The sequence below is a fragment of the Candidatus Margulisiibacteriota bacterium genome, assembly GCA_028706105.1.
In the GTDB taxonomy this organism is placed as follows: Bacteria; Margulisbacteria; Riflemargulisbacteria; order GWF2-35-9; family DYQY01; genus DYQY01.
In genome coordinates, this window is record JAQWCF010000114.1 from 1 (window position 1) to 4,362 (window position 4,362).

The following is a 4,362-nucleotide window of genomic DNA, read 5'->3' on the forward strand; positions in this document are numbered from 1 at the left end:
TTCCGAAGATTTGGTTTCGTTTGACAGCCAGACCATTGACCAGAAGGATGCAGAAGGGTTTGCGAAGTATCACGGGTTCCAGGCGAGGATGTACAGGAAAGTAATGGAAAAATAATTTGAAATTTTATTTCTTTTCCTGCCCTTTTGTTTTTCAAAAGGGCAGGTATCTTTTCTCTTTTTTTGCTTATTTCTGGCTACTTTTAGATTTTCAATTATTTCCTTTTTTATAGTTCCAGAGTAATTGATGGATTTAGCTTTTCTGGAGAGCAGTAATAGCTGTCTTAAACCGTTATTGTCACCGTGCTACGCACGGGCCTTCTCGAGATGTAATAAAAGAAAATGAAACAGATGCAACTATATCACCTACTTTCGGCAGGTAACTTGTTTTTTTCGTAACATTTTTACTGATAGCGTTTTTGCTGGGAAAACATATTATCCCTTATACTAAACATTATTGCAAAACTGGTTCATTGTTTATATATGTCGTGAGATTTTGGTTGTATGTTAACCAATTTTAAACACATAATCTATTTGTATAATGTTTGAAAAACGATATCAGTAAAAATTCTCAAAATTTAATGTCGACCTGCCGAATATAGGATATCATGAGATCCTATAATTTATAAAATGTTAAATTAATTTATAGATCCTCTTAAAACTCCAAATCAAGGAATGTTTCTTAAGATCATTCTAATGATTTTTTGTACATTTCTATGAAATTTATCTTTTCAGGTACCATAGAATATTTTCCATCTACAGGTTTCATTTTATATAATTCAACTTTATATCCTTTTTGCAAATATTCCTTTTTGAGGATATCTATCACTTCTTTGACAACCCAAGTAGGAGTATAAATTCCTAAAATAACTTTTTTCAAGGTTTCTTTTTTGAATTTATAAAATATATACGGACCTTCGTCATTAATTCCATCAAACACACGATATTCTTTTTCAGATCTCCAGTCCAAATGTTTAGTCAATAAAAAATCAATAAGAGGCGTCCAGTTTTTAGTTGTTAGCATATTTACTCTTTTTGGAAAATTTCTTTGATATTTCATTTGATAAAAAATTGGTTTAAAGTTTGTTTTTGATTCTAAGTCAAAAGAGTAACATTTCCTGTCATGGGCTAAACCATAAATTTTTCCATTATAGCCGAGATACTTTCCTTCAAACCCAAAACATATACCTTTATTATAATCAGCATAATGACTCCACAATAGAAAGTTATTATCTTCTTCACTAAAACAACAAACTTTTAATCTTTTTCTGAAATCAATAGGTAAAGAATGATTATTATTTGGATAGAAAATGCCTGGATTTATAAGATAAGTGTTACTTTCCGTTTTGTATTTTTGAAGGTTCAACTCTTCAATGCTAAGCGTACTTCCATATTGTTGAAGAAAATCTAATAATTCATTTTCGGTACCCTCATAGAAAACATTACTTAAACAATCATAAGGATCATTGAACTCGGTAGGAGAACTAAAACAAAGTTCGTTATTTTTAAGATTTTTCAATGGGTATTTGTTTTCATCTATTTTTTGATATTTATAGAAAATTTTGCTCTCACCTATTTGCGCTTTAGGTGATTTATTTATCTTTTTTGACATATCATTTTACATATAAACGAAAATATTTAATCACTTCTATTTTTCGAAAACCGACCTTTAAATCTTACAATCAGATCTCTTGTATGCCTTTACAAAAATCATCACATCAAAGAAAAAAGCTTTAAGGATAAAAGATTCAAGAATTCAATATGTTTGATCCAATTATCGCCTGGGAAGAATATGCACATCTAGAAGAAGAATTTATAAGTACTTAAGGTACGTTCCATTAGCAAAAGAACACTACAATGTATGGTCTTACTACAATGTATGGTCTTACTACAATGTATGGTCTTTATACTTAGGCGATCATTTGTTGAAAACTTGTAGTCTTATAGACTCTTTCTTTAAAAGAACAATCTTTTGTTCTCAATTAAATAAGGTAGAAAATATAGAAAAATATAGAGAACTGGAAAGTAAAAATAATAATATCGGAATCCACAGAGATATATGGAGTCATCTTAGACCCTGGGCTCTCAAAGGCTGATAAAGAGGCCGTTCTTTATTGAATGTTTCACTTTAGAGACTCCAGTTGAAAGTCCGTCTTGCGTTGGTCTGTAGGATTGCTTACAATTCAGAAGTCTAGTGAGATATAGAATGTATTTAACACCAAACAACCTAATTAATTCTAACATGAATTTTAATAGTTAATTTAAGTATAAATTTCAGTATCTTTATATTGTTTAGTGTTAACTTATTTTCTTTATGTTGAAAAACTTGTATGTATTTATCCAAAAGCGTAAACTTTTTCTTTACTTTTACATTCTTGCTTTTGTCATTATACTTACTTATGTTCTTTCACATTCCTGTTTTGGAGTTTATATTGGTTTTCCTATGACCGATCCTGATAGTGCTAAATCCCTAATTAGTACTATCATACAAAGCGAAGCAGCTATTCTTGCTATTGTTGTTACCCTTAGTTTAGTAGCAGTACAGCAGACAGCGTCTTCTTATTCTATAAAAGTGATTGAAATATTTAAAAATGTGAATAGCAACCCTGATTTTTACCTGTTAATAGGTATTTATCTTACATCTATTATTTATGAGATGTGGGTTTTAAAACAAATAAATACTGACAGTTTAGGGAAAATAGCGAGTCTTAAACACAGTTTATTCAGTTCCTTTGAAGCCCATATTTGGACTTGTTATGCTCTTGGAACTTTTTCATTGCTTTCATTAATTCTATATATTCAAAATACCCTTGATTTACTTAAGCCTTCAACGATAATGTCACTTTTATCTGAAAAAATTACAAAAAATAATATTTTGTTAGCTGATCCATTTAATTTCAGTTCAAATTTGGTCTTATATGATACCGATTTAATAAATAACGGTGTAAATATTGAAAATCGCGAAGATCCTATTCTTCCAATAGTTGATGTAATAAATAGCTCATTAATGAAGTATGATTATGAAGTAGCAAGAAATGGACTATTAATTATTATAAAATCTTCTATAAATATACTAGAAGATGATAGCATTGAAAATCAAGAGTTCAAAAAAATATATACTTTTTTCGCTAAACTCTTTTTTAACATTGGGAAATTAGCTATCTATAAGAGTGATGAAAAATGTGCCGAATTAGTTATGAACTGGTTTTATAGAGTTACGCTAATTATAATCAGGAAACCAGATGATCATAGTGTATTCTCACCTGATTATGTTTATGCGATAAGTAAACTTGGGGAAATAGCAGCAGAACAAAATAATACTAGGCTAATAATCTCAGCTATAAGGCATCTTGAGCGTAATATTGAGAAATCATTTGAAAGTGATATGGAATATTTACAAACAAGAATAACCACATCTATTGGGAATATTGGGGAGAGCTGTGCTGAATATAAAGTTAGAGACCTGTTACCTGATGTATTAGACCCACTTTTTAGAATTATAAGGATTGCTTTTAAAGAAGAGTCTGAGAAAGAGTCCATAAAGTATAAAGATGATCATGACTATTGCGAAGAATTTAAGGAAGAATATGGAATAGAGTATATCGAAGAATTTTCAGAATTACCAGATGATTTAATTTTGTTAGCAGTAAAAGCAATAATCAAAATGGGGTATATTGCACATGAAAACAATATGACTGAGGATGTTGTAGATATACTGCGATATACGAGAGTCATTGGCAAAAATGCAGAAAAATACGGAAGAGATGACGTATCTAGATTATTAAATGATTTTTCCTATTATGTACTAGTTAGATCTAAAAAAGGGATTAATTGCTATCCTACGCTATAGGTTTATTTTAAAGGAGTGTATTTGTCAGTTCTACTCTTTTCAATAGGTAAAAGCGTAGATAGTATTTGTTTAGGTGCCTTAAGCAAAGCCCAAAATTATTCTGATTTAGATTATATAGCCGACAAGAAAAACACTTTCAATTGAATTAGTTGTAATAGAAAAGTTCACTTGAATAAGAATAACCTCCCCAAGAGTAAAATATAACTTCGAGCAAAAAAGGCCCTGCAAAGTGCTCCTTTTAAATCTGCAAAAATCGCGGGTTTTCAAGTTCTCTTTTCTTAACAAACGTATTCGGGGAAGATTTCAGCAGACCGCCGGCAGGAAAAATATATTAAAACTGAGTTGAACGTGAAGAGCCTGACTTCCCAAATTTTAAGCGCATAAACCTAATTTCACAAGTTTGATAGGTCAGATGATTGTGATTTTTAAATTCGAGCCTGAAGGTCATGTGCTTAAGTTTAAGCACATAATTCGATATCATGAGAAGCTTATGCGCCTAAAAAAGCGGAATGTAG

Annotated in this window: 4 protein-coding genes; 3 read left to right on the forward strand and 1 reads right to left on the reverse strand. The window is 30.4% G+C overall.

Annotated elements, in window-relative coordinates; all coding sequences use genetic code 11:
* On the forward strand, nucleotides 1-115 hold a 115-nt coding region (locus PHF25_08885), incomplete at its 5' end, for an argininosuccinate synthase (GenBank protein ID MDD4528123.1).
* A 570-nt stretch (nucleotides 116-685) separates the two neighbouring features.
* Here the strand turns inward: PHF25_08885 and PHF25_08890 are convergent.
* Nucleotides 686-1,609: a DUF2971 domain-containing protein gene (locus PHF25_08890; GenBank protein MDD4528124.1), complete on the reverse strand. Its 924-nt coding sequence runs from the start codon at nucleotides 1,607-1,609 to the stop codon at nucleotides 686-688.
* A gap of 702 nt (nucleotides 1,610-2,311) precedes the next feature.
* On the opposite strand from PHF25_08890, the gene PHF25_08895 reads away from it, so the two are divergent.
* Both PHF25_08895 and PHF25_08900 read left to right on the forward strand, forming a co-directional pair.
* Nucleotides 2,312-3,847 carry a DUF2254 domain-containing protein gene (locus PHF25_08895; protein MDD4528125.1) on the forward strand — a complete coding sequence of 512 codons (1,536 nt, stop codon included), beginning with the start codon at nucleotides 2,312-2,314 and terminating at the stop codon, nucleotides 3,845-3,847.
* A 21-nt stretch (nucleotides 3,848-3,868) separates the two neighbouring features.
* Nucleotides 3,869-3,991 (forward strand): hypothetical protein, encoded by a 123-nt coding sequence (locus PHF25_08900; GenBank protein MDD4528126.1) that lies wholly within the window; start codon nucleotides 3,869-3,871, stop codon nucleotides 3,989-3,991.
* Nucleotides 3,992-4,362: the final 371 nt, after the last annotated feature.

What these genes read in the sequence shown, in the direction of transcription:
- PHF25_08890 (MDD4528124.1), bottom strand. Translation starts at nt 1,609, where the DNA reads ATGTCAAAAAAGATAAATAAATCACCTAAAGCGCAAATAGGTGAGAGC.
- PHF25_08895 (MDD4528125.1), top strand. Translation starts at nt 2,312, where the DNA reads ATGTTGAAAAACTTGTATGTATTTATCCAAAAGCGTAAACTTTTTCTT.